Origin of the sequence: Altericroceibacterium endophyticum, from assembly GCF_009827595.1 — a bacterium.
GTDB lineage: Bacteria > Pseudomonadota > Alphaproteobacteria > Sphingomonadales > Sphingomonadaceae > Altericroceibacterium > Altericroceibacterium endophyticum.
In genome coordinates this window covers 22,816-46,746 of sequence record NZ_WTYT01000007.1, presented here as the reverse complement: position 1 = coordinate 46,746, position 23,931 = coordinate 22,816, and the positions used below count along the sequence as shown (strand labels likewise).

At 54.8% G+C, this 23,931-nt stretch carries 21 protein-coding genes; 13 read left to right on the top strand and 8 right to left on the bottom strand.

Annotated features, from left to right (window positions below; translation table 11 throughout):
- The first annotated feature begins 1 nt into the window (after position 1).
- The gene (locus GRI91_RS15005; protein ID WP_160737526.1) at positions 2 to 892 is read left to right on the top strand and encodes a putative capsular polysaccharide synthesis family protein; all 891 of its coding nucleotides are present in this window, start codon (positions 2 to 4) and stop codon (positions 890 to 892) included.
- Here GRI91_RS15005 and GRI91_RS15000 read toward each other — a convergent pair.
- From GRI91_RS15000 to GRI91_RS14975, 6 genes are read right to left on the bottom strand one after another with little or no spacing between them, the layout of a single operon-like run.
- Positions 857 to 2,266 carry a hypothetical protein gene (locus GRI91_RS15000; RefSeq protein WP_160737525.1) on the bottom strand — a complete coding sequence of 470 codons (1,410 nt, stop codon included), beginning with the start codon at positions 2,264 to 2,266 and terminating at the stop codon, positions 857 to 859. The two genes, GRI91_RS15005 and GRI91_RS15000, sit on opposite strands and share 36 nt — an antisense overlap.
- Positions 2,263 to 3,243 (bottom strand): sulfotransferase domain-containing protein, encoded by a 981-nt coding sequence (locus GRI91_RS14995; RefSeq protein WP_160737524.1) that lies wholly within the window; start codon positions 3,241 to 3,243, stop codon positions 2,263 to 2,265. Before GRI91_RS14995 ends, GRI91_RS15000 begins: the two co-directional genes overlap by 4 nt.
- A gap of 43 nt (positions 3,244 to 3,286) precedes the next feature.
- Entirely contained in the window at positions 3,287 to 4,078 is a 792-nt protein-coding gene (locus GRI91_RS14990) for a methyltransferase domain-containing protein (RefSeq protein ID WP_160737523.1), read from the bottom strand.
- A complete protein-coding gene (locus tag GRI91_RS14985) occupies positions 4,071 to 4,892 on the bottom strand; it encodes a motility associated factor glycosyltransferase family protein (RefSeq protein WP_160737522.1) in 822 nt (273 codons plus the stop codon). The genes GRI91_RS14990 and GRI91_RS14985 overlap by 8 nt, the downstream gene beginning before the upstream one ends.
- A complete protein-coding gene (locus tag GRI91_RS14980) occupies positions 4,892 to 5,542 on the bottom strand; it encodes an FkbM family methyltransferase (RefSeq protein ID WP_160737521.1) in 651 nt (216 codons plus the stop codon). The genes GRI91_RS14985 and GRI91_RS14980 overlap by 1 nt, the downstream gene beginning before the upstream one ends.
- Before the next feature lie 56 nt (positions 5,543 to 5,598).
- Positions 5,599 to 6,864: a WcaI family glycosyltransferase gene (locus GRI91_RS14975; RefSeq protein WP_337190387.1), complete on the bottom strand. Its 1,266-nt coding sequence runs from the start codon at positions 6,862 to 6,864 to the stop codon at positions 5,599 to 5,601.
- 244 nt (positions 6,865 to 7,108) lie between these two features.
- Between GRI91_RS14975 and GRI91_RS14970 the strand changes: the two genes are divergently transcribed.
- Positions 7,109 to 7,336, top strand: a complete 228-nt coding sequence (locus tag GRI91_RS14970) for a hypothetical protein (protein ID WP_160737520.1) — start codon at positions 7,109 to 7,111, stop codon at positions 7,334 to 7,336.
- A gap of 151 nt (positions 7,337 to 7,487) precedes the next feature.
- Here GRI91_RS14970 and GRI91_RS14965 read toward each other — a convergent pair whose 3' ends face one another.
- On the bottom strand, positions 7,488 to 8,069 hold the full coding sequence (locus GRI91_RS14965; protein WP_160737519.1) for a TetR family transcriptional regulator: 582 nt from the start codon (positions 8,067 to 8,069) through the stop codon (positions 7,488 to 7,490).
- A gap of 240 nt (positions 8,070 to 8,309) precedes the next feature.
- Between GRI91_RS14965 and GRI91_RS14960 the strand changes: the two genes are divergently transcribed.
- From GRI91_RS14960 to GRI91_RS14910, 11 genes are all read left to right on the top strand, one after another.
- Positions 8,310 to 9,143 carry an SDR family NAD(P)-dependent oxidoreductase gene (locus GRI91_RS14960; protein WP_160737518.1) on the top strand — a complete coding sequence of 278 codons (834 nt, stop codon included), beginning with the start codon at positions 8,310 to 8,312 and terminating at the stop codon, positions 9,141 to 9,143.
- Positions 9,140 to 9,850 (top strand): nuclear transport factor 2 family protein, encoded by a 711-nt coding sequence (locus tag GRI91_RS14955; RefSeq protein ID WP_160737517.1) that lies wholly within the window; start codon positions 9,140 to 9,142, stop codon positions 9,848 to 9,850. The genes GRI91_RS14960 and GRI91_RS14955 overlap by 4 nt, the downstream gene beginning before the upstream one ends.
- Positions 9,851 to 9,877: 27 nt before the next feature.
- Positions 9,878 to 12,217, top strand: coding sequence for a TonB-dependent receptor (locus tag GRI91_RS14950; RefSeq protein ID WP_160737516.1), 2,340 nt, complete (start codon positions 9,878 to 9,880; stop codon positions 12,215 to 12,217).
- A 70-nt stretch (positions 12,218 to 12,287) separates the two neighbouring features.
- Positions 12,288 to 13,523 carry an MFS transporter gene (locus tag GRI91_RS14945; protein ID WP_160737515.1) on the top strand — a complete coding sequence of 412 codons (1,236 nt, stop codon included), beginning with the start codon at positions 12,288 to 12,290 and terminating at the stop codon, positions 13,521 to 13,523.
- 5 nt (positions 13,524 to 13,528) lie between these two features.
- The gene (locus GRI91_RS14940; protein ID WP_160737514.1) at positions 13,529 to 13,918 is read left to right on the top strand and encodes a nuclear transport factor 2 family protein; all 390 of its coding nucleotides are present in this window, start codon (positions 13,529 to 13,531) and stop codon (positions 13,916 to 13,918) included.
- Positions 13,919 to 13,927: 9 nt separating this feature from the next.
- Positions 13,928 to 14,338, top strand: coding sequence for a nuclear transport factor 2 family protein (locus GRI91_RS14935; RefSeq protein ID WP_160737513.1), 411 nt, complete (start codon positions 13,928 to 13,930; stop codon positions 14,336 to 14,338).
- A 44-nt stretch (positions 14,339 to 14,382) separates the two neighbouring features.
- A complete protein-coding gene (locus tag GRI91_RS14930; protein WP_160737512.1) occupies positions 14,383 to 15,132 on the top strand; it encodes an SDR family oxidoreductase in 750 nt (249 codons plus the stop codon).
- Positions 15,133 to 15,578: 446 nt separating this feature from the next.
- The gene (locus tag GRI91_RS14925) at positions 15,579 to 16,124 is read left to right on the top strand and encodes a hypothetical protein (RefSeq protein ID WP_160737511.1); all 546 of its coding nucleotides are present in this window, start codon (positions 15,579 to 15,581) and stop codon (positions 16,122 to 16,124) included.
- Positions 16,125 to 16,210: 86 nt separating this feature from the next.
- Positions 16,211 to 18,454: a TonB-dependent receptor gene (locus tag GRI91_RS14920; RefSeq protein ID WP_160737510.1), complete on the top strand. Its 2,244-nt coding sequence runs from the start codon at positions 16,211 to 16,213 to the stop codon at positions 18,452 to 18,454.
- A gap of 17 nt (positions 18,455 to 18,471) precedes the next feature.
- Positions 18,472 to 20,295 carry a DUF885 domain-containing protein gene (locus GRI91_RS14915; protein WP_160737509.1) on the top strand — a complete coding sequence of 608 codons (1,824 nt, stop codon included), beginning with the start codon at positions 18,472 to 18,474 and terminating at the stop codon, positions 20,293 to 20,295.
- Between the two features lie 17 nt (positions 20,296 to 20,312).
- Entirely contained in the window at positions 20,313 to 22,157 is a 1,845-nt protein-coding gene (locus tag GRI91_RS14910) for a M14 family metallopeptidase (protein ID WP_160737508.1), read from the top strand.
- A gap of 109 nt (positions 22,158 to 22,266) precedes the next feature.
- On the opposite strand, the gene GRI91_RS14905 is transcribed toward GRI91_RS14910, so the two are convergent.
- The gene (locus GRI91_RS14905) at positions 22,267 to 23,562 is read right to left on the bottom strand and encodes an ATP-binding protein (RefSeq protein WP_160737507.1); all 1,296 of its coding nucleotides are present in this window, start codon (positions 23,560 to 23,562) and stop codon (positions 22,267 to 22,269) included.
- Positions 23,563 to 23,931 lie beyond the last annotated feature (369 nt).

Genomic DNA, 23,931 nt, shown 5'->3' with positions numbered 1-23,931 from the left:
ATTGAGTCGAATTAGTAAATTGTTTTCTCGCGCTATAGATATTTTTCGGCTTTGTTATCCAGGCTTGTTCGGTCATCGGTATGAGGCTGCTGAAAGAGCAATGGTTGCAATATTTCAGATGGGAAAAGTTGCTTCGAGTACAATTTATGCGACGCTTCGCGCGCAACCACAATTCAGTGTATTTCAGTTCCACAGAGCACGCGGTAAGAATCTTGAAAATTTTCTTGCCAATCCGCTGTCACGAGAAAATGTCCGATACAGCGCGATTCCGCATGAACTAATTGGGTGGTTGGCTGGCAGGAAAATGAAATCATCCGAAGGCCCGCTCTACATCATAACGACAATCCGCGAACCAGTGTCGCGCAACATTTCAGCCTATTTTCAAAATCGAAGCCGTTTTTTGGGTATAGAAGACAAGATTAAAGAAAGTACTATAGAAAAAGCTCGGCGCACTTTCATAAATCATTATCCTCATTCAGTACCTTTGTTATGGTTTGAAGAGGAGTTCCGGCCGGTAACAGGCGTTGATGTATATCGATATAATTTCGATGTAGATAAGAAGTATTCTATTATTGAGGAAGGTCGGACTCGCATCTTGATTATGCATCATGATCTAGCGGACGACGGTAAGCTGGCAGCCCTTAACGCACTCTTGGGAACGGACATAAGCTCTCTCGTTATAGCCAACGAAGCCAATAATAAGTCCTACGCTGATTTATACAGTCGGTTCGGTGAGGAGGCTAAACTGCCCCTCGAATTGGTTTTAGAACTTTTGAACTCGCATTACGCAAAGCATTTTTTTTCGCGGCAAAAGCGCTTTGAAATAGCAAGTTACTGGTCCGAAACACCCGTTGCGCTAGAGTGCTTGCAACCACAGAATCCCGGCGATTAGACCGGCGAAACATAGAATATTCAACGGAGCAGATATCTTTTCATAGCGCCAATCGAAGCCAAATTTTCGGTAGGACAAGTACCTTGAATAAGGGATGGAGAACAAAACGCAGGCCATGAATTGGGAGAAGGGGAAGCTCGTAAGAGACTGTATCCCGACCAGTGGCAATATGCTGAAATAGACAACTGCTGTGCCTATATGAAAAACATGCCATTTAATATCATTGGTAATAGTATAGAAGTGCAAATGAAATCCAGCATACCGGATGGCCATATAGGAAAGTGTCATCCATAACCAAAGAATTAATGGGATTTTGGGAAAACTGTTGGGGGCGGCAATTTGCAGTATTTGTAGAAATGTCCAAACACCGGTTACCATTATAATAAATACGACGAAAGTTTGAATTAAAACTCTGGAGGCAAGACGGTTTAGCGAGTCAATTTGGCTTGAAGCCAAAAGGCGTGCCATCTGCGGCAACATGCTTATTGTCTGCGAATTAGATAATTGCGCGATTTGGCCAAAGACGCTGATTGCAAAGGAGAAAGCTGCAATATCAGAACTATTGCCTACTTGAGCATATATAATAGAACTGCCGTACATGACACTGTAGGAGGCGATAAGGCCAACGCTGCCGCGCCATGCTTTCGGGTAGATTTCGCTAAGGAAATTGGCTTCTGGCCATAGTCCTTTAGCGTTATTCCCGGTCCAGTTTCTCCGCCTTGCGAGATAACCAAGTTGCGCAAAGTTTAAGATGATCGGCAATTGCAACATGATCATAGCTAAGACGATGCTCGGGTAGATGATCAGTGCACCTATGCTGAGCAATGCACCCGCTACCCAACTCAATCCTTCAAGTCGTCTAACTGCTGCTACTTCGCCGAAGCCAGTTAAATACGTCGCATATCCAAGCACAAGAATCCGGAAAGAAGCTCCGCTGACGAACACAAGCCAGACCATAAGCGCCGAGGGAATGTTCTCTGTGAGCGTTATCTGTCGCCAAATCAGCGGAGTACCTGCAATAAGTGCAAACCCGATCCATATGAATGTGAGAGATAGAAATATTCGACTAATATTGCGGGTCAGGAAGTGAATGCGCTCAACGTCATTTGGTCCTTCGCCTTCTGTGTAAGCAAGCATCTGCATTAAGATGATTGGCAGATTGCCAATAACTCTCGTAGCCAATGCCTGAAATGAAATTATGAGAAACCACAATGCCACGTAAGCTGTAGAAAAATACGCTTGAATGAAGGGCACAGGCGCGAAATAAGCAACAGCGCGTGCTGCTGTGGAAAACAGCGCCATCCATTGTGGTGAGTTGGCCACGCGCGCATAGACAGCTAGTGCTCGGCGCAGGCCAATCGAACTCAATTTCATGAGTGGGAAACTTCTACCCTTTGATCTTGAGTCGCCTTTTTTGGCTTATCTATTTTTGTCAAATAGCCGGCTGACAGGCGAGCCATGTTCACTCCGCGTGCAATCACGCCCTTACGCATTGAGCGCTTTATTCGCTTGCGGGATAGCTCACGAGGAAGAGTGGGCAAACTGGCATCCTTGACTCTCAAGGGATAGTCCAACTCATCCATCAACTCGCCTGCTATCAAGCGCGCAAGCCGTATCTGGCCTGAACTCAACACATTGCGCCACCCGCCTGCGCTACCGCTGCGTACATGACCGCTGCTTTTCTTTTTCATGCTGGCCACCGTTACTTGGTCGGCGATTTCAGCGCGTTGTTTCGACGATACATTCAGTCCGAGGAAATTGATCAACTGTGAAAGCTCGCTGTCGAAATCCTCCTTTAACCGCTCGTAAAACAAGATGTGCATGTTCTTTCGAGGCAGGGCTAGCAGGTGCGAGCCCACGTGCTGAGTCCAACCAGAAAGATGCTTTACGTAATAAGCTTGTAAATACTCTGAAGCATCGGAAAAGGGAAAATGTTCAGTTTTTTGTCGATATGGCGTAAAAGCGAAATTGGCCATCGAGATTGCGACATCACGTGGATCACGAATTATATAAACGATTTTATCGAAGGCATCATAAACCCTTTCGGATTCTGGAATATGACGGCTATGCGTCCAGACTAACCGATTCTGGGCGATATAGTCTTGCAGATCCTCAATTGGTTCACGAAAATACGAGCCGATACGGTAAAAATTATGGCCGGGTTCGATATCCAGAACATTCAATCTCGGCTGTTCGGGATAACTCAATGTCCAGTTCTTTGCAGCTGCCTGGATTGGATGTTCGGCAATGAAATTGCGGTCTGGTAATCGGGCGGCATTCAACAGAAGTGTCAGTATATTGAAAAGCCAGTAGTTTCCACTCTTGGGCAGACCATTTTGAAGAAGATGCATAATTGGATTCCTGTTCGCGCTTTGTTGCTTTTGCCTTTATCCGTCAGCTGTTTTGTGCGTCTGGACGCTTTTGCAAGAAAACGTGAAATTTTGCCGAAAGGGTATTCGGCATCAGCCAGTTATAAACATCGATCATTCGGAAAAAGAGGCTGCGGTTGGCATGGTAGCTAGGCACCCCATTGTAGCCATAGCTACAATGGCGCCAGCGCTCAGGTGGAAAGGCATCTCGCAGATCAGATATGCTGTTTAGGCGATATCGGGTCGGAAATACGTCTTCAGCCTTGCGCTGAGGTTGGAGCCGGGAAAGTAGGCGCACATGTAGCGAGTTTGGAATAGAACGTGTGGCTATGCCAATATAGCCCCATTTTGTGGGAGTGCGCGCACAAAACCAGCCACCAGGTTTCAATACTCGATCGATCTCTGCAGCAAAACCTTGGGGATCGTCCACATGTTCGAGCACGTGATCAGAAACAATGATGTCGATGGACTCGTCTAACAGAGGGTATTTACCGGATGGATCGATAACGTAAGCTTCGTCAAGATCAGGATTTTCTTCGACTGCGGGATCAACGTCAAGACCGATTACTTTCGCTACGCGCCCACTAAATGTCTGTATCTTTCGGCGATAGGAGGAATAGTCCGCAACTATGTTCGCTCCTCGCCCGGCACCCAGGTTAAGAAGGGTGACTGTAGGATTGAGCAAGGCGTCGACGCGGGTATAGAACGCTACAGTACAGTCTTTCCGACTGAATTGCCCGGCGTCGAATTCTTTATATATTCCTGCTTCGAACGGGCGAGGCTTTGTAGCTCCTTCAAACAAAGTCTGGTCATTCATCGCATTTGCCTCCGCTCGTGAGCAGTGCTTGATTATTATCAACCTTATTTGCAATGCCAACAGCAGTATCGATATCAATTTTATCGAAAATTTGCAGTTTTCCGCCTACCGTAGCATCGTATATCTTGCGATTATCTTTATCGAATGCTTGTTTCGCGCGGAGGAAAACCTCCTCGCTCGCGTTTAGATTGGGAATGCCCCAAATAGTACCTCCGGCGAAATAATTCGGATCGAAATGATTAACATCTGCTCCAACCCGTTTTTCATAGACATTTGAATCGCCAGTACGATCAAAATTATGGTCTACCCCCACTATTATCACCGGATCCGCGCCCATGTAGTAAGCGAATTGCAGTGCTGCATAAGTGACGGTGGCGCCCGACCCCACCCCTTGGACAATATCTGGCTTGAAATCTTCACTGCCAAAAATATTGAAGAAATGAATAGATTTTGATCTCTTGCTTTTCAAAAACCAACGACTTTTCCAAGCCAGAAATATGGGAATGTTGCTTTTTAAGAAGGATTCACTGTGCTGTTTAACAACAACGTTATTCGTGCATAAAATCATGCTTGGACGCCAACGCGTCCTATCAAACAACAGATCAATCTTGTTCATACCGATCGATGGGACGTCCAAAAACTGATCCAACGGTGTTTTGTTAAGACTGGGTCCGTTTCCAACTATGAGCATTGGTTTGCCGCGATACCGGTCCTTAAGCTGCTCCAGACTTTCCCTATTGGAGGATAGCTTATATAATATGCCTTCTATCCGGTAGCGGACAGGCTTGGTAAGGCCAATGAGCGCTTTTAACATTAATGCCCCCTTCCTAGTCGCGTATAGAGCAAGTCGGCCTGAACTTCCTGGTTGTCCAACCCGTAACCAGTAACGATCTTGCCCTCTATCTGAAAGCCAGCATCCTCGAGAAGCGCATTGATATCCGGAAAGAGCTTTTGACCCGTGTAAAGTTCTGTGAAAGAGACCTCTACAAAGATGCAATCAAATTGGGACAAAATCGACTGTGCTCCGCACAGAACCTCGTATTCGTAGCCTTGCACATCAATTTTAAGCAAGGCCGGTTTTACAACTTCATTCGCTTTAATGAGATTGTCCAGTCGCTCAACCGGGACGGCAAAGCTCGCTATTTCATCCATAGAGAACAATTTTTTTTGCTGGTCACTTAGCGGTAGTAGTGAGGAGCTGTCTTTTCGAGAGGCAACGTGCATCTCAACCTCTGTTTTTTCGGTGCCGAGGGCGCAATTGAATAATTTGACTGTGTTCCCATGAACCTTCTGGAACTTGGCGGCTTGGTCGGGAAGCGGCTCAAAAGCAAAAATGCGCGCATCGGGCCATCTCACAGACGCGAAAAGTGAAAACTGCCCCTTATTCGCTCCTACATCTACGACCGTATTAAACTGTTTTTCGGAAAAAATAGATTGATGTTCTAGGGTTGGGACAACTGCCATGGATAATCCACGCCAATAGGGCGGGTGAAACACAGCCTTTAGAGCCTTCTTTATGTTCACGTAATATTACCCTTTTCTGTTACTTTAGGCGCGGTGCCTGACTCCTCAGAAACAAGAGCTTGAGCAGCGTTTTCAAAATCTCGGATAATGCTCTGTCGGTCCCATACGTCTTCGGCTAGTTGTCGAGCTGTAACGGCTAAGCTTTTGTAGAGCGTAGCGTTGTCAATCAACTTTTCGATGGCCTCTGCCATGGCAGCGGGATTTTCAGGCTCGTATATCAATCCGGCCCCTTTAACTTCATCGGCAAGGCTGCGGTCTTGGGTTACGCCAGCTATTATGGGGCGTCCAGATGCGAGCATATTGGCGAGTTTTGAGGGTAGAACAAGATCGGCTGCATCGGCCTTTTGCGGCAGCAAATGTATAGTGGCGAGATTGAGCAGCTCGTTCAGTTCTTCCATAGGCTGCAGGTCGTGAAATTGAATGTTGCTCAGGTCCTTGGCGCTCGCTTCAAGATCGGCCCGAGAAGGGCCGACGCCACAAATCACAAAGATCAGGTCTTTGCGATGCTTTAGTAGATTCGCGGTTTGAACAATTATTTCAATGCCCTGTTTGCGGGCGATGCTGCCAGAATAAAGAGCAACGTTGGGAGCGTTGACATTCCAGCGCTCACGATAAGTGGAACTGCTTTGCGGTCGAATTGATCTAACTTCTGCCCAGTTTCTAAATTCGTAAACTACGCCTTTGGCACCCTTCTCCACCAATTTTCTGCACATAGTAGGAGAAATGCTGGTGGTCATATCACAAGCACCGATAATCCATCGCTCGAAGGATAGTGCCAGACGTGAAAGCCAGCCCTGGCCCTTCATCTGACCGGTCGCGAAGCCTGCTTCTACTTCAAAGTCCTGAACATGCAGGATGCTCTTCGCGCCGCTGATGCGTGCCAAAACCAGTGCGGGTAGTGCCGAAAATATCGACGGCGCTACGCTGATTACAAGGTCAGGTTTATCCCTAAATGAATGCAGCATGGAGGGGATAAGGCAACTGAATGCAAAGCTAATATAGTGAATTAGCCTTGTAAATCCGGTCGGTCGCGGAGGAACATAAGTAGGGCAGCGTTGTACATTGACTCCATTGAGTTTTTCAGTGCTCCAACGCCAAACCTTGCGGCCAGGCCACAGTTTCCATTGAGGGTAAAATGGGTAGGAGCTAAATACCGTTACATCATGACCGGATTTATGCAGATCTTCAGCCAACCCACCGCTATAGTAGCCAACACCAGTCATTTCAGGAGCATAGTTTAGCGAAAATATAGCTACTTTCACGATTATATGTTCCTTTGAAAGCCTCAATTACATTGAAAGAAGTGCAATAATTCAAGTAAATTGAATACATATAATATGTAGTTCTAAATAAAAAGGATGATCGTATTGCCTATTGCGCAGATAATTATTGCGTATCGTGTGTCCTGCAACTTTCAGTATGCTGTGTAGAATCAGGTGCCAAACCAGGGACAAGTGTTTCGTAGGACAAGGATGCATTGTTTTGCAAGTGCGAAACAACTGTATCGTGGCATCAAAAACCGACAATATCAGCGAAATTTTGATCGTTTCAAATGACTTAGCTGCTTCAAAAAATAAGGCACGAAGAAATTTTCAAAATCTTTTCTATTATATACTTACAAGTTTATCTGAAAATATTGCGGCGGTAGGCTCAGAATTCATGAAGCAGAGCGACATCGCTGTGTGTTTCACGATCTGCCTGCGTGATGAAGAAGCTCAAAGGGCAGACATATGAATCTATGGTGGCATGTTGGTTGGTGTTTATCCGTCCTTACTTGCTCCAGTCACGCGTTGGTGTCTGCCACCCTATACGGGTTGCCGATGCCCTGCTCCCTTGCACAGTAGTCGAATATTAGCGCTTTCCGACGAATGCGACCCCTACGTAATTAACGTCCACCACCCACCACCATGTCCCGCGCCAGCGCTTCGACGAAGGCGTCCACTGCGAAATCGAAGGTTTCGCTGACCGGATGGATCGAGCTGGCGAATTCGAGGTGGCCTTCGTGCTGGAGGTTGATCACATAGCCGAGGATAAAGCTGCCCAGGGCACCGGTGGCGGCAAGGGCTTTGTTGCGGGGGAGGCCGGCGCGCATCAGCACTTCGCTGAATTGAGGCACCACGTCCTTGCGCATGGTGTCGGTTGGCCGTGAAAGCGATGCGATGCGGCCGCTATCGGGGAATTCCAGCAATATTGTGCAGTGATTATGGGCAAGGTTGCGGATCCATTCGCGCCAGTCATCTGTCTGCGGGGTGCGCTCCAGCGCCATTTCCAGCAGGCGCTCGATCATCATGCCGTAGAGATCCTGCATGCTGGGCACGTGATAATAGATCGCCGGACCTTTGACGCCCAGCTTCGCCGCGAGTTTGCGGCTCGACAGGCCCGCAAGCCCGTCCTGTTCCACCAGCTCCCACGCCGCACTGACGATGCGGTCATGGTCTAGCAATGGATCATCTTTGGACGGACGCATTCGGTAACTCCCTGAACTCCTCTCCCTAAAGCGTGCCGCGGCGAGGGAGGTCAAGCCCTGCCGGCAAAGGTCGCCGGAGCGGAGCCGTCTTGACAGTAAACTTAGCAGTGATAAGTTTCGAGTCGAACAAGGCGGGTGACAAGCCGCCGGGAGAGGAGATTTATTGATGCGAAAGCCGCGTTTTGCCGGCGGGGTCAGCCCTGCGTGCCGTATTCCCCACTTTGACTTGAGCGCCCGCACATGAGCGGTGCGATGGCCCAGGAAGTGGCCCAGGAAGTGGCCCTGGTAACCGGCGGAGGCCGCGGTTTCGGTCGCGCGATTGCCGAGCGTTTCGCCGCCGAAGGCGCGAGCGTGGCGGTGATGTCGCGCAGCCGTGAACAGCTTGATGAAGTGGTGGCCGGAATTACCGCGGCCGGCGGCAGGGCCATGGCGGTAACCGGCGACGTCACCAATGTCGAGGATGTCACCCGCGCTGTTGGCGAGGTCAAAGCTGAGCTGGGCACGATCACGCGTCTGGTCAGCAATGCCGGCATTCCTGGCCCGTTCGGCCCGCTATGGGTGACCGATCCCGATGATTGGTGGAGAGCCGAACAGGTTCATCTGCGCGCGCCCTATCTTCTGCTGCGTCAGGTCATGCCCGATATGGTGGCCAATGATCGTGGGCGGATCGTTCTTGTTTCCGCGATTGCCAGTCGGCTGACCCTGCCGGGTCTGTCGGCCTATTCCGTCGGCAAGGCGGCGCAGAACAAGCTGGTCGAAATGGTCGCCGAAGAAGTGAAGGACATGTCGCTGTCCATCTTCGCGATTGATCCCGGCTTCGTCGTTACCCAGCTCGGTCTCGACACCTACAACTCGCCCGATGCGCGCAAACATATGCCGCATATGATGAAATATCTGGAGGAGGGGCAAGCGCGCGAAAATGCCGATGCCGACCTCCATCGCTGCGCCCAGCGCTGCGTCGATCTGTTCAGCGGGAAATATGATGCGCTGTCGGGCCGTTATATGGAGCTCGACGATCCGATCGATGACTGGCTGGCGGAAGCGGCCGCGCAGCCGGCGGATGAACAGCCATGAGCGTGGAAGATCGCCTCGCCAGGCTGGAGGCTGAAAACGCCGCCTTGCGCCGGGGGCTGACGGCGCTCGAAGATGAACGGGTGATCCGTCATCTGCATCATAATTACGGCTATTTCATGGATAAATGGCTGTTTCCCGAGATTGTCGATCTTTTCGCCGAAGATGTCATTCTGTGTTTCCTCAATGGCATCTTTCGCGGGCGCGCCGGGGCGCAGCGCATGTATGGCTATGCGGGCGAGGGCATTCGCGGCCCGCGTGACGGGCTGCTCTTCGAACATTTGCTGATGCAGGATGTGATCGATGTCGCGCCAGACGGGCTCACCGCCAAGGGGCGTTTCCATGCAATCATGTTTGTGTCCGTTCACGACAGTGTGAAGGATCAATATCCTGACTGGCCCTCCCAGTTCTGGGAAGGCGGCATTCACGAGAATGAATATCGCAAGGTGGACGGCGTGTGGAAGATTTCACGCTTCGATTACCGGATTTCCTATCAGGCGGATTATGCCAGCGGGTGGGCCTCCGCGCCTGACAAACCCCTGATGGTGCGTCCTTTCGAGGGCAAATTTCCCGAATTTGCAGGCGGACCGGACGAATTGCGCCCGATGCCGCCGCAATGGCCCCAGGCAACCTTTCCGCCTTTCCATTACCCGCATCCGGTCACCGGAGCGCCGATCATGGAAGAAGTGAACGGGCAAAAAAGAACATAAAAACAATATGCTGATTGGGAGAGTGACATGTTTGAGAAGCAGGAAACTATCTGCAAATTATTGAGGGGAGCAGCACTGACGCCCCTGATGGCCGCATCGATAATTGCCGTGCCAGCTATGGCGCAGGATGATGCCGCGACACCGAGCCCGCCAGTCGCACCGGCAGGCAATGGGCAGATTCAGGAAATCGTCGTTACCGCGCAGTTCCGCGATCAGAATCTGCAGGACACACCGCTGGCCATCACCGCGATCGACAGCGCGCTGATCGAAGCGCGCAGCCAGAGCAATATCGAGGATGTCGCAAAATCCGCGCCCAGCGTTCAGTTCACATCGGGTGGACAAGGGGGCGGGGCACAGACCGCCGCGGTCAATATTCGCGGGATTGGCGCCAGTGACTTCCTGTTCCCCAATGAGCCGGGCGTCGGAATTTACATCGACGATGTCTATTACGGGATCAGCCTTGGTTCGGCCTTCGATCTCGTCGATCTCGATCGGGTGGAAGTGCTGCGCGGGCCGCAAGGCACCCTGTCCGGCAAGAATTCCATCGGCGGTTCGATCAAGATGTTCTCGCGCAAGCCCGATGATGATCCGGACGCCTATGTTCAGGCCGAATATGGCTCTTACGACCGGATGCAGATTTCAGGCGGGACCAATATCACCTTGGCGCAGGACAGGCTCTATGCCCGTGTTACCGGTCTTGCCCGCTCGGTCGACGGCTTCGTGAAGCGGCTCGATTACAATTGCGCGAATGATACCGATACGGCGCCGGGCGGCACCTTTGCCCTGCCCACTGACAATTGCGTGATCGGCACGGAAGGCGGCCAGAACGTTTTCGCTCTGCGCGGCGCACTGCGCTTCATCGCCAATGAAAATATCGAAAACACTCTGACTGCCGATTACACCAAGGATCATTCCGAAGCATCGCCGAGCAAGTCAATTATTTACCCTTCTGCCCAATATATCACCGGGCCGGAGGAATATACCAATTACGCCAATTATACCGGCTATCCCGGCACGCCGGAGCAGTTCACCAATCCGGCGATCAGCTATGTTACGCAATGGGGCATTGCCAATACGCTGGACTGGCAGATGGGCGACAATCTCGCTCTCAAATCGATCACGGCCTTCCGCAAGACGAAGGGGCGGAGCAGCTGGGACGGCGACAATTCGCCCGAACATCAGGTCAATGATCTCAACATCTTCCGGCATGAACAATTCACGCAGGAATTACGCCTGTCAGCCGATCTGGGCGACATGATCGACGCGACCATCGGCGGCTATTACTATAATGCCGACAGCGTCTTTACCGGCCGCGTCAGCAATGGGGCTGCGGGTCTGGATTTCGTGCCCAACGACCCCTTTGATCAGGAATCCAAATCGGGTTTCATCCACCTCGTCATCTCCCCCACCGATACGCTCAATTTTACCGGCGGGCTGCGTTATACCAAGGAAGACAAGACCTACACATTCAGCAGGTCAAGCGCGATACCGGGTGATCCGGTCAATCCGCTGGTCGCGCCGCTCGATGGTCTGGTCGGCGAATTCCATGGCAGTCATTGGGACTACCGGATCGCGGCGGATTACGAATTCTATCCCGATATCCGGCTCTATGCGCAGATCGCGACCGGCTTCAAGGGAGGCGGTGTGAATCCGCGTCCTTTCACGGCGTCCCAACTCGTGCCCTATGGTCAGGAAACCTCCACGTCCTACGAAGTCGGATTGAAGAGCTTCCTGTTCGACCGTCATTTGCGCCTCAACCTTGCGGCCTATCACACCGATTACAACGACTATCAGGGACAGGTCAGCTCCTGCCCCGATATCAGTCCGCCGGGCTTCCCCTTCTGTTCGGCGACGCTCAATGTCGCGGATGCGGATATTGACGGTTTCGAGGCGGAATTCGATTTCCGCCCGGGCGAAGGTCTGAGCTTCGATGGTTCGGTCAGCTATACCGATTTCCAGTTCACCAATCCGAAGGCTGGGAGCGGCATCATCGCTGGCGAAACGCGCCCGATCTTCGTGCCGAAATGGAAATATGCGCTGGGTGCGCAATATGAGATCGGGCTCGGCAATCGGGGCACTTTGCGGCCCCGCCTCGATTATGCCTGGCAGAGCGACATGGAAAGCACGATCCCCAACGGGGTGCCGGGCTTCACCTTCGGAACGGTCGATTCCTACGGCGTTCTCAATGCCCGTATCACCTATCTGTCACCGGACGATGATTGGGAAATGGCACTGGCGGCCACCAATCTGACCGACAAGTTCTATTACGCGAACAAGTTCGATCGGTTTACCCAAAGCGGTAACGTCTACGGCACAGTGGGCCGTCCGCGTGAAATCCGTTTCAGCGTGAAGCGTCGCTTCAATTGATCCGTTGAATTTGGCCCATGGCCGCAGGGAAGCCGCGCGCTTTCCTGCGGCGCATTGCAAAGGATAGACCATGTCCCGACCCGCCTCGCGCAGTTACGAGACGCGAACGCTGATATTGCTCGGGCTGGCTTATGGCTTTGCCTATTACGACCGGATGATGATGACGTTTCTGACGCCCTTCATCGTACCGGAATTCCAGCTCAACAATACGCAGGTGGGGGCGCTGGGCGCGGCCCTGTCGCTCAGCTGGGCCATCGGGGCCTATGTGCTCGGTCGCTGGTCGGACAATCTCGGCGTCAGAAAACCCTTTCTGCTCGCCTCGCTGGTGATTTTCTCGGCCTGTTCGGTCTTGTCCGGTCTGGCCACGGATTTCTGGACCCTGTTCGCATCGCGCCTGCTGATGGGGCTGGTGGAGGGACCTTTCCTCCCGATCTGCCTGGCGATTATCGCGGTGGTGACACCGGCCCGGCGCCGCGGCCTCAATATCGGGATCGTGCAGAATGTTTTCGGTGCGATCCTCGGCACGGCTATCGCCCCGATCATCTCGGTCGCGATCGCGGAAATGTGGGGGTGGCGCTATTCCTTTTACACGGCCGCGCTGCCCGGTTTTATTCTGGCGCTGCTGATCTGGCGCTATGTCGCCGAACCGGTTGAATCCTCCCCGGAAGCACACACTGCGCAGCAAACTGCCACCGGGCCGGGTATGCTGGAGATGCTGCGACACCGGAACATTGCCCTATGCGCCGTGATCGGTTGCCTGCTGGTAGGCAGTGTCGTTCTGGGGTCCATTTTTCTCCCGCTTTATCTCACGCAGATCCGCGGTTTTGCGCCCGGCCATATGGCCACGATCATGGCGATACTTGGCCTGTGTCCCCCGATCGGGGGGCTGCTCGTGCCATTTCTTTCCGACAGGATTGGCCGCCGTCTGCCCATGGTTATATTCGGCGCATTGATGGCACTGACGCCGCTTGCCGCGCTTTATTTCCACGGGCCGCCCGTGATGCTGACCGGCCTGATGTTTCTGGGCTGGATCGGACTGGGCACATTTCCCCTCTTCATGGGGGTCATCCCGGCGGAAAGCCTTTCAGGACGCGGGACGGCGGCGGCCATGGGGCTGGTGGTGGCGATTGCCGAATTGACCGGCGGTGTTGTGGCGCCGCTGGGGGCGGGCCGGCTCGCCGATGCCTATGGGCTGCAATCCCCGCTGCTGATCGCGCTGGTCATGTCGCTCAGCGCAGGAATGGTCGCATTATTCCTCAAAGAAACGAACACGGCCGCACAGGATGCGGCGCAACCGGAGATGTAAATCTTATGCCTTATAGTCCGCAGGAACAGCACAATCTCGACTTCTGCACCCGCATGTATCACGAAATGCTGTTCACTTTCGACGCGAGCCGCGTCGATGAATTCATTCATCCCGACTATATCCAGCACAGCACGGCGGCGAGCGGTGGACGCGAGGGGCTGCGCGCTTTCTTTGCCGATCGTGCCGGGCGCTTTCCCGATGTGAAAATGACCATCAAGGGCGCCTTCGCCGATGGTGATTATACGATCTTTCAGATTCACACGATCCGGCATGAGGGGGACCCCGGCATGGCAATTGCCGACATTTTCCGCATGGAAGACGGCAAAGTGCGCGAACATTGGGAAGTCTTGCAGGAAATCCCCGCCAGCCTGCCCCACGAAAACGGCATGTATTAAGCCCGCCCCATGGCCCGGATTCATCGCCCCAGGAACTATACGACAGAGGAAGAGGTCAATCTCGCGCTGGTCGAGGGCTTGTTCGAGAATGTCCTGAATGCAATCGATGATGAGGCGGTCGATTTCTATATCTGGCCAGATTATATCCAGCATAGTCCTTCGGCGCGGCAGGGAACCGGGCCGCTCAAGGAGCTGCTGCGGCGGATCAAGCGGGACCATCCGCAATCGGTGCATGACGTCAAACGGATGATGGTCGATGGCGATATGGTCATGGTTCATTACCACGCGCGCCGCTGGCCCGGCGACAAGGGCTGGGCTGCGGTTGATATCTATCGCATCGAAAACGGCCTGATCGCCGAACATTGGGATGTGGTGCAGGATATTCAGCCAGGCAGCATCAACCCCCTATCGCCATTTTGAGAGCAGGCTTTGTATCGGCCACTATTTCAAGGGAGAGAGTATCCATGCGTTTCGAAAGTAAGAATGTGCTCGTGCTGGGCGGTAATAGCGGCATTGGCCTCGCCAGTGTCAAAGGCTTCGCTGCGGAAGGCGCCGATGTTCAATTCACCGGGCGCAATCAGCAAACGATTGACGAGGCGATGCAGGCCGTGCCGGGGACGCAGGGCCACCAGGTCGATATTACCGATGGCGCCGCTATGGACGCGCTCCTCGCTGATATGCAGGCCAGTGGCAAGACGCTCGATGTTCTGTTCATCAATGCCGGTGTCGGCGGGTTCGCCCCCCTGCGTGAGATTACCGAGGAGCAGTGGGATTCGATCCATTCGATCAATCTGAAGAGCTGCGTGTTTGCCATTCAAAAGGCGTTGCCGCTGCTCGGCAAAGGGTCCTCTATCGTTGTCACGGGGTCAATCGGGGCGCATATCGCCATGGCCGGGAATGCGATGTATGCCGCAGCCAAGAATGGCCTGCACGCGGCCATGAAAGTGATCGCGGGGGAACTGGTTTCCGAAGGCATTCGCGTGAACATGGTCAGTCCGGGGCCGATCGATACGCCGCTGCTCTACCGCAATCCGGGCGTGACCGGGGCGCAGGTGGATGCCTTGCGCGAAAAGATGATCGAAAGCGTTCCCATGCACCGGATGGGTCAGGCCGAGGAAGTGGCCCGCGCCGTGCTGTTTCTTGCCTCGGATGAAGCCAGCTTCATCACCGCAGCCAATCTCTGCGTTGATGGCGGGGCGATGGAACTGCGTTAGAATTGCCGTGGAATACGGCTCCAAAGGCGCTGTGCGTCAGCGCCTTTGGACGCGATCATGAGTAATGAAAGAGATCAGCCGGCCCAAGCGGGCTTTGATCGTTTGATAAGACGCGCGGCATAGAACATGCCCGGTGCTGCCCGATTCCGCACTGTCTCTATGCGGAGTGGCCTCGCCGTAGCCGGTTGAGAGCGCCATCAGGGCCGGAATTGCCCTGCGCATTAGAGCGCCGGGCCGGGGCGCGAAAAGCTGAAACAGCACGGCGCGCAGCAAATCTTTCTCACTTCCTGCAAATCAGCATCATCCTTGCCCACCGTTGCGCTGCGCGCAACGACTTACGTCGATATGCTTCATTGAACGAACAGCTTTGCTCAGACAGTCTTTGATGAAGCAATTTTGACAGTCACGCTCATCAGGGAGGCGTGGCGCCAAATGGGGAAGCCGTTATGAGAAAATTTCTCACCACATCAATTCTCGCCGCCTCGATCGCTCTTGCCGGCTGTTCCGGCGCGGCGGATGAAACCGCTACGGGCGACAATGTTGCGGCAGGTGCCGAAGCCGAAAGCGAAGCGCTGACCTTTAACACGCCCGTCGATAACGACGTTCTGACGAAGATGTTCCAGTGGTGGAACACGGCCTATAAAAATCCGGAAGGTTTCACGCCAGAAGCTTTCGGCACCTATTTCACCGATGATGCGGTCATGCGTATCAATGGCAAGAAGCGCGTGAGCGGGCTGGACGATCTGGCCACGCATTTCCGCAAGATCCAGGCGGATACGGATAAGGTTGTGATCAACCTGCCTTTCATCCGCTCCTTTTCCTCACCCGATGGCAGCAAGATCTTCACCTATCATTCCATTGATGCCGCCGCGAATGGCGAAGATTCGAATGAATTGGTGATGGGCTATGCCGAAATCCGTGATGGCAAGATTTCCGTGATCGACTTCTTGAGCGTCGATGGAACTCACGAAGCTTACGAAACCGCCGAGTAATTCACTTATAATCCATCGCAGGGGGCGTTGTGCGTGACCGGGCTCAAAAGAAGCCGGCGCGAAACGCAAATTCAAAGGGAAAATTCATGAACCGCGTCAATCTTCTTCGTTGTGCGATCCTGTCCGGGATCTCGTGCATCAGTTTCGCCACGCCCGCTCTTGCGCAGGATCGCGCTCAGGGTGCAAGCGACGCCACGCCTGCCTTTGACGAAATCATCGTAACCGCACAGCGCCGCGCCCAGATCGCGACCGACGTGCCGATCAGCCTCACCACCTTCAGCGCGGATGATATTTCCAAGCAGAATGTGAAGGGTCTGGACGATTATTTCGCCAAATCACCCAATGTCAGCTTCATTTCCACCGGTGCGCGTGACCGTAAGGAAATCAGCATTCGCGGCGTGACCAACCAGCTGAGCACGGAAGCCAATCCGCGCACCAGCACCTTTGGTTTCTACATTGATGATTTCAACGTCTCCACCGGCACGGTGAACCCCGAGATCGTCGATATCGAGCGTATCGAAGTGCTGCGCGGGCCGCAGGGTACCTATTTCGGCCGCAATGCCATTGGCGGTGCGATCAACATCACCACCAATCAGGCTGACCCGTCACAGTATGAAGGCGAAGCTTCGATCGGTTATTCCAGCTTCAACACGATTGACACGCATGCCGTTTTCAACGCGCCGCTGGTGGATGATGTCATCGGCCTGCGCATGGCTGGCCGCTATTCGCACAGCGATGGCAACATCAAGAATATCAACGAAATCGGCGGCGGTAATGATTCTGATTATTACTACGGCAAGGCATCCTTGCGCATTCAGCCGACCTATAATCTGACGGTCGATCTGTCCGGCACCTATACCAAGGAAAATGTCGGCATGCGCGAAGGCGTGCCTTCCGGCGTGCTGGGCGATACGGCATTGGCCGTGGTTTTCCCGGGCATTGACGATCCCCAGGCTGACCCCGATGGCGTGGGCTTCTTCCCTGAGAACACCAATAAGGTGAACTTCAACCGGCCTCAGAAGATTGGTACGGAATTCTATTTCGTCACCGGCCGCGCCGTGTGGGAAAGCGAAGCTTTCACGCTGACCAGCATCACCGGCTATATTCATTCCGACCAGTTCCTGCAGGGCGATATCGATGGCTCGAGCAAGGATTATTACTACGAAGAAAAGCCGATCACGCGTCAGTCCTTCAGTCAGGAAATCCGCGTACAATCGCCTGACAATGGCGATCCGCTGTCCTGGACCTTCGGCGGTATGTATGCCGAAGATAAGGGCGATCTGAACCAGTTCACCTACACCGGTGCCGACAATCCTTTCGGTCTGGAACCTGATCTGGCCATCACCAGCACGCTGAGCAACGGCAAGTCCGAAAGCTGGGCCGTGTTTGCGCAGGGCGCCTATGAATTCACCGACGCCCTGTCGCTGACGCTGGGTGGCCGCTTCACACATGAAAAGGTCACGGTTGCGCAGTTCAACACGTCGAATGGTGAAATTAACGGTCAAGTGAATGAAAGCGCGTCTTTCGACAACTTCTCGCCGCGCATCACCCTGGCCTATGAACTGGCCAACCGCACCAATGTCTATGCCACCGCATCACGCGGCTTCAAGGCTGGCGGTGTGCAGATCAACCCCAATCTGGATGACACTTCCTACGAACCCGAAACGCTGTGGAACTACGAAGTCGGTTTCAAGACCGAAGCGTTTGACCGCCGCCTGCTGCTCAATGCGGCCGTGTTCTACATGGAATGGTCCGATCTGCAGACGGCATTCGCTCAGGCAGAAGTCGATGGCGATGACATCACCTTCTTCTCCGGCATTGAAAACGCTGCATCGGCAACCAGCAAAGGGTTTGAACTGGATGCGACGTACCGTTTCACGCCGGGTCTCAAGCTGGGCGGTTCGGTCGGCTATCTGGATGCCAAGTTCGAAGATTACACCAATGCCTATGTGAATGGTAACATCGTCGATCTGTCGGATTACCGGATGCCCAATTCACCGAAATGGACGCTGAGTGCCTTTGGTGAATATGAATTCGCCCCGACACAGGATGTCGATGCCTATATCCGCGCGGAATGGACCTATCGCGATTCGATCTATTCCAGCAAGGAAGCGCTGGTTTATGATGTCTGGCCTTACCGGGTGCCGAGTTTCGACGTCGTCAATCTGCGGGCTGGTTTTTCGTGGGACAATTTCTCGGTCCAGGCGTATGCTGAGAACCTGCTGAATGAAAAATACTTCACCAATGCCTATGAGAAAGCCTTTGCTGGCGGCCTCTATGTGCAGCCTTCGGTCCGCAACTTCGGCGGCCGCTTCACGGTGACGTTCTAATGGGTTGGGGGGAAGGCATGAACCGCCGCAAAGCAATCGCCCTGATGGCGAGTGCCGCCGCCATTCCGGTGTTCTCACCGGGGTCGGCTCTGGCCGCCGCGTCTTCCCCCCAAGCTGACCTGCAGCTGACATCCTTGCTGCAGGATGCCTATCTCCGCACGCTCGAGCTCAGCCCCATGCTGGGCGCGACCGTGGGGTCCACCATCGGCACCGGCCGGTGGGATGATTTTTCGGCCGATGGCGAAGATGCGCTGCATCGCGCCGCCGCGCTCAATCTGCGCCGTTTGCAGGCGATCGATTTCGATGCGCTGAGCCCGGATGCACAGGTGCAGTACCGCGCCTTTGAAAGTGATCAGAACATCATTGCCGAACGCTATCGCTGGCGGCGGCATGATTACCCGCTGAACCAGATTGTCGGCCTGCATATCGATGTGCCCAATGTGCTGATCAATCAGCATCCGATCCGCAATCTGCAGGATGCGGAGGATTATATCAGCCGCCTCAATCTGGCGCCGCTGGCCTTTGACCAGATGGTCGCGCGTTTGCAGGACCATGCCGCGCATGGTTTCTACATGGCGTCATCCATCTATCCGCTGCTGATTTCCGGATCGCGCCAGATTATTACCGGTGCCCCTTTCGAAGAGGGCGACGACAGCCCGGTATGGAGCGATTTCTCCCGCAAGATCAGCGAATTGGATGTTGATCCTTTCCAGCGCGAAACGCTGTTGGAGCGCGCGCGGGATGCGCTGACCGGACCTTTCAAAGGTGGTTATGAAAGACTGATTGCCGAGCTGGAAGTGCAAGCCGCCGCTGCGCCGAGCGATGCGGGCGTATGGTCGCTGCCCGATGGCGATGAATATTACGAATTTCTCATCCGCCAGTTTACGACCACGCAGATGACACCTGCGGAAATCCACGAGCTCGGCCTGTCCGAAGTGAAGCGGATCCACGGTGAAATGCAGGCGATCATGGATCAGGTGGGCTTCACCGGCTCGCTGCAGCAATTCATGGATCAGCTGAAGAAAGACCCGCAATTCTATTACCCGAATACGGATGAAGGGCGGCAAGCCTATCTGGAACGGGCGCGCGGCATTATCGGTGCTATGAATGACGCTTTGCCGCGGGCCTTCCATGCCAAGGCACCACTGCCGCTGGTGATTCGCCGCGCGGAAATTTACCGTGAACCTACCCTGCCGGCGGCCTATTTCGACGCCGGATCGCCCGACGGGTCGCGCCCGGGCTATATTTATCTGAACCTGTCGGACATGGCCAATCAGGCGACGTTCGATCTGGATGCGCTGCTCTACCATGAGGGCGTACCGGGGCATCACATGCAGATTTCGACCATTCTGGTGAATGATGCGGTGCCAGAGCTGCGTAAGACCAATCAATGGTGGCAGAACACCTCCTTTGTGGAGGGTTGGGCGCTCTATGCCGAATATCTGGCCAAGGAAATGGGCTTCTATCAGGACCCCTATGCCGATTTCGGCCGGCTTGGCGGTGAATTGTGGCGCGCGTGTCGCTTGGTGGTGGATAGCGGGCTGCATTACAAACGCTGGAGCCGCGAACAGGCCACGCAATATCTGGATGACAACACGGCCAGCACCCATGCCGCGAACAAGATTGCGGTGGACCGCTATGTGGCAGTACCGGGACAGGCCACGGCCTTTACCATCGGGATGAAGGCGTTCCAGAAACAGCGTGCCCGGGCCGAGGAGGCTCTGGGTTCCGCTTACGATATTCGCGATTATCATGAAGTCGCGCTCAATTATGGATTCCTGCCGCTTCCGGCGCTGGATACGGCGATCGACAATTGGATCGCCAGCGCCAGGGCAGATTAATTATTCAGGAGAAGACAATGCGTTCACGGGTTCTGGGTTCGCTGATTCCGGCCTTTCTGCTCGCCGGGGTGGCGGGCCCTGCCATGGCGCAGGAGGCAGGCAATGCCGAAGACAGCCAGCTGGCGGCCCCGCTGCCACCCGCTGTCGCATGGTCGGGCGCCAGTGAGGCACTGATCGCCAAGCCGGGTGATCCCTGGATCACGCCGGCGGAACAATCGGGCATGGTGGCCACGGCCACCTATGACGAGATGAAGGCCTATCTCACCCGTCTGGCGGATGCATCGCCGCTCATCAATCTGGTGACGATTGGCAAGACCGCGCTCGGGCGTGATCTGGTGGCCGTGATCGCCACGCGGCAGACCGGCGTGACCGGACCGGCCGATCTGGATGACACGGTGCCCACCGTGCTGGCGCAGGCCGGTATCCATCCGGGTGAAAGCGACGGCACCGATGCCGGCATGATGCTGCTGCGCGATATCGCCCTGCGCGGTAAGGCCGATCTGCTGGATGACGTGAACTTCGTCTTCGTGCCGATTTTCAATGTCGATGGGCATGAACGCGCATCGCGTTTCAGCCGGCCGAACCAGCGCGGCCCGGTCGAGCAGGGGTGGCGCACCACGGCGCAGAACATCAATCTCAACCGCGATTATATCAAGGCCGATGCCCCAGCGATGCAGGCCATGCTGCGCCTGATCGATACGCTGGACCCGGCGCTCTATCTTGACCTTCACGTGTCGGATGGTGTCGATTTTGCCTATGATATCACCTTCGGTTTTCAGGAGCAGGATTACAGCTATTCTCCGCAGCTGAATGCCTGGCTGCATGGCACTTTCCGCAAGGAAATGGACGATGCGCTGACATCGCAGGGGCATATCCCGGGGCCGCTGGTTCTGGCCGTGGACGATCGGCATCCCGAAGAAGGGCTTTATCTGCCCGGTTTCCCGCCGCGTTTCTCCCATTCCTATGGCGATCTGCGGCATATCCCCGCCGTTCTGGTGGAAGATCATGCGCTGAAACCCTATCGCCAGCGGGTGCTGGGCGACTATGTTTTGCTGCAGCAATCGCTGCGCAGCATCGCGGAGCATTGGGACACGCTGAAACCGGCCATCGAAGAAGACCGCAAGCCGAAAGACGAGATGGTGCTGACCTGGGAGGACAAGGCCGAGCCGGTCCGCATGGTTCCTTTCCGTCAGATGGAGGCGGTGCATTATGATTCCGACATCTCAGGCACGGAAGAAATCCGCTATCTGGGCAAGGTCGCGCCGGAAACACCCTATCCGCTCTTCGGGTCGAATCCCGGTGTGACGATTGATCTGCCGGAGGCCTATTGGGTCTCGGTCGCCTATCCTGAAGTGATCAAGCGGCTGCGCGAGCAAGGCGTGGAGATGGAAGTGCTCGAGGAACCGCGCACCGTCGATCTCGATATGATCCGCATTTCCGATCCGGAAGTGTCGGATATGCCGCTGGGCAACCGTATCCGGGTGAGTGCGGGAGGTTATCATCATGAAACGCTGAGCCGCACCTTCATGCCCGGATCGGTCCGCGTGCCGACCGATCAGCCGCTGGGCCAACTGGCGGCGATGATGTTGGAGCTGCAGGCGGATGACTCGCTGTTCCAATGGGGCTTCTTCATGAGCATCCTCACCCGGACCTCCTATATTGAAGGTTATGTGGTGGAACCCATGGCCCGCGAAATGATGGAGCGGGATCCTGCTCTGAAGGCCGAGTTCGAGGCGAAGCTGGCCGAGGATGCGGAATTTGCCGCCGACCCGGATGCGCGGCTCAACTGGTTCTATGAACGCAGCCCCTATTACGATTCCGAATATCTGCTTTATCCGGTGGGCCGCGAAATCTCCGAATAAATACAGGCCTTTAACGATTGTCTGAAACGGAAAAAGCCGCTCCTGACCGGGGCGGCTTTTTTGTTTCCATTGCGCCTGCGTCGCTCAGCTCACCTGCGAAAAGTCCGTCTCAGCGCGCCTGCGGAACGGTGATCCGCACCGTCAGGCCGCGTCCTTCAGGTGAGGAGAAGCTGAGCGCGCCGTTGAAACGCATCATCAGGCGGTGCGCTGTCGGAATGCCGAGGCCAAAGCCCTTGGTGTTGCGCTGGCGCGCTTCGTCGAGGCGGAAAAACGGCTCCAGCACGGGTTGGAAATATTCCTCCGCCATGCCGGGGCCGCTATCGGCAATTTCGATGACCCAATCGCCTGCTTCCTGCCGCAGCGCAATGGCGGCCGATCCGGCATATTGAACTGCATTTTCGACCAGAGCGCCCAAAGCCAGAGCAAGCGGTTCGCGGAAGGTTTTCACGCTCACCGCATTGGGGGCGGTGACAGACACCGCATCGCCGTAAGCGGCGCATTCGTCCGTGATAAAGCAGGCAAGATCCACGGTTTCGGGCGCGGCGGTCAGATGTTGCGAGCGCAGATAGATGGCCAGAGAATCGAGCAATTCGATCATTTCATCCGCGCTGTGTTCGAGCATTCCGCGCAGCTCTTCGTCGCGCACCATTTCGGCGGCCATTTTCTGGCGGGCGAGGGGGGTGCGTAAATCATGGCCGATGGCCTCGAAGGCGGAGGCCTGATCGCGCAGCAGCCGGTCAATCCGCTCCTGCATCACATTCATCGAATGGGCGAGATCGCGCAGATCCTTGGGGCCGCTTTCGGAAATCGTGACCTGCCGTCCCTGACCGATCGTTTCCGCCGCATCGGTCAGCCGCCGCAAAGGCTTTCCCATCAGGTAAAGCGCGACGAGACCGATACACAGGAAGGCCGCCGTCAGCAGCAACGTCAGGACCATTGCGCGCCAGGCCACCGGCCACATGGTCGATATGTCACGCGACTGGAAATTGAGCCACATCCCATCGTCAAGCTGGAGCGAACCGGCGAGATTCCGCGTTTGTCCGCGCTGCGCGGTGGTTGAGAGGATAAGCGGTTTGCCTGCGAGCGAGGGCTCCCATGCCACGATCCGGTCGGCAATATCGGCCAGCATCGGGTTGCTTTTGGGCTTTGTGATGGAGGGTGCGCCGGATATTTCGACCAGCAAATGCCGTGTGGTCATGTTCTTCGCCGTATTTGCAGGGGCCAGCGCATGCATACGCTCACCCACGATCAGCAATTCGGCCACGCGCCGGGCATGGTCGTCGCGCAATGTCTGGCGGTCTATGATTTGATAGAAGATCAGGCTGCCGGCCAGCTGCACTAGGCCCAGCACCAGAAAAACCACAGCGATATTAAGCGCAAAGCGAGGAGATTGCGGGCGGTTCACAAGGTTGTTTTCCTCTCGCGGCCTGCTGGCATTGTCTGTTGCAGAACGGTTGCCCGGGCGATGCCCTGCGTTTCGGGAGAGGCGTCCTTAGCGTTTTTACAAGAGGGGGTCGAGATTGCCGTTCCAGCAGCTCTTCACATCGCTTTCCGCCAGCTGACCTGCAGGCACGGTTGTAATCACCATTTGGGCAGTGTGTGTCCATCCGCAGATATATCGTGGTTTTATGCGCCGACAGCTGGCGCTCCTAACTCCGTCATATCTTCTGGACGCGAGATCCCTAAGCCGATTCATGTCGTGATGCCCGCCAGAACGAAGCGCCTCTCGTGCGGGTATTGTAGGCCAGCCCAACTCCGCCTGACATGTCGAATT